This is a genomic window from Escherichia sp. KCJ4928 (assembly GCF_004352695.1).
Taxonomy (GTDB): Bacteria; Pseudomonadota; Gammaproteobacteria; order Enterobacterales; family Enterobacteriaceae; genus ECMA0423.
The window spans coordinates 1-1640 of record NZ_SJWV01000379.1; the positions used below are offsets into that span (position 1 = coordinate 1).

Genomic DNA, 1640 nt, shown 5'->3' on the forward strand with positions numbered 1-1640 from the left:
CTAGACAATATTTATTAATAATCCAATTGTTGAACTCAGAGAATATGCATAAATCGGCAATTTTTTTATGTCGATGGGATGAGCCTGATTCGTTTGTAAAATCAGGCAAATTTTTGCAAAGGCGGATGGTCAGAATTTAAAGCAAACCACAGCGACGTTTACTGCGTTCTTCCGCTTCCTGATAAAGCTGGAACTCATCCAAAACCGGACAACCCAACGCCTGCTCAAATGCCTCGCGACTGGCATTACCGTGATTGCGTGCCTGCGTTTCATTACCCAGATTTGACTGGAAGATCCCCGCCGCGCTAACGGGCAAGAAATCTTCATAGGTAATGGGTTGCGCCGCGACCCAACCACGTTCAATTAAGGGCTGTGGATCGTCTCCGGGATGAATCGCCTGACGATGCGCCTCACCTGAAGGCGTCAGACGGTACCGGAACCATGCCAGCCCTTGCTGACGCATTAAAAACTCACTGTCAGGAAAAATGCGGAAGGTTTCCTGTAAATGCATTTGGTGAGTGAGATTATCCTGCCCGGTTCCAGCGTTACGCAGAAGATCATCATACAGTTGTCGCCCTTTCGGCGTTAATGCCACGCCACGCTGCTCAATTTCACCAAAGCGCGCGGTATGCGTGCCCTGTTTCTGCCCCGCAAACAACACCGTCTCTTCCAGTGCTTTAAAGCTGGTCTGGCGTAGTAAAATCGGTACCTCGCGGCGCGGCGGCCCCTCGATGAGAATTTTGGGTTCAATTCCGCATTCAGGCATCATCGACTGCACCCGGTCAATATCCAGCGTACGTGGCGTCAGGTGGTTGATATGGCATCCAGGAAAACAGACCACATCAGCAATCAACCGATGTTCGTTGTGCAAGGCGCGATAGGTTTCTTCATCTACCGTTGCTGACTGGTGCCAGCGAAACGTTTCCAGGGCTTCCTGCACAAACTCCTGTGCCTGTGTTTCGTTAAAACCGCCCTGCTGCTCATATTCCTCTAACAGTTGTCGACAACGTGGGGTGAAGATATCGCGCTGACGCAGAATCTCCGCCGCTTTCTGGCGCAAAATTTCGTTCTCGATAAGCTCAAGGCGGAGTAAGGAGGTAAAAACGCGGAAGGGATTACGCGCCAGAGAAGCATCATCAATGGGCCGAAATGCTGTCGAATGTACCGGCACCCCTGCCTGCGAGAGATCGTAATAGCTCACCGGGTACATCCCCATAATGGCAAACATCCGCCGAAGAGTAGCAAGCTCTTGTGCAGTCCCAACGCGAATCGCCCCATGACGTTCAACATTCAGACGCGCCAGCTCGTCTGCATTTACCATTTTTTCGTGCAGTTGAGGATTGTTTTCCAGCACAGCCAGATTCACATCAGCTACCAGTTCCAGCAGCGTGCCATATTGCGGAACTTCTTGCTGGTACATGGCTGACATTGCCTGCGAAAACTGTTCCCGAATCTCATCCGCCGTGATGCTGTTCGCCATAGTGTCTGCCTCCAGTGGTCAGTAATCTGGAGTGTAGGTAACCGCATTCACTCTTGCGGGAAGAATTTACAAACTGTGATCTCGCCGCGAAAACATCAATATTATCCATTTTGCTGTAACACAATTGCTTTAATTGTTAATAATATTTTGCAATCAAGTT

1 protein-coding gene is annotated in these 1640 nt (G+C 49.8%); it reads right to left on the bottom strand.

Translation table 11 applies throughout. The features are described 5' to 3' along the window. Positions 1-136: 136 nt before the first annotated feature. Positions 137-1480: a VOC family protein gene (locus E0D98_RS24020; RefSeq protein WP_131891236.1), complete on the bottom strand. Its 1344-nt coding sequence runs from the start codon at positions 1478-1480 to the stop codon at positions 137-139. Positions 1481-1640 lie beyond the last annotated feature (160 nt).

Coding starts and splice junctions, on each gene's coding strand:
- E0D98_RS24020 (WP_131891236.1), bottom strand. CDS start 1,480: ATGGCGAACAGCATCACGGCGGATGAGATTCGGGAACAGTTTTCGCAG.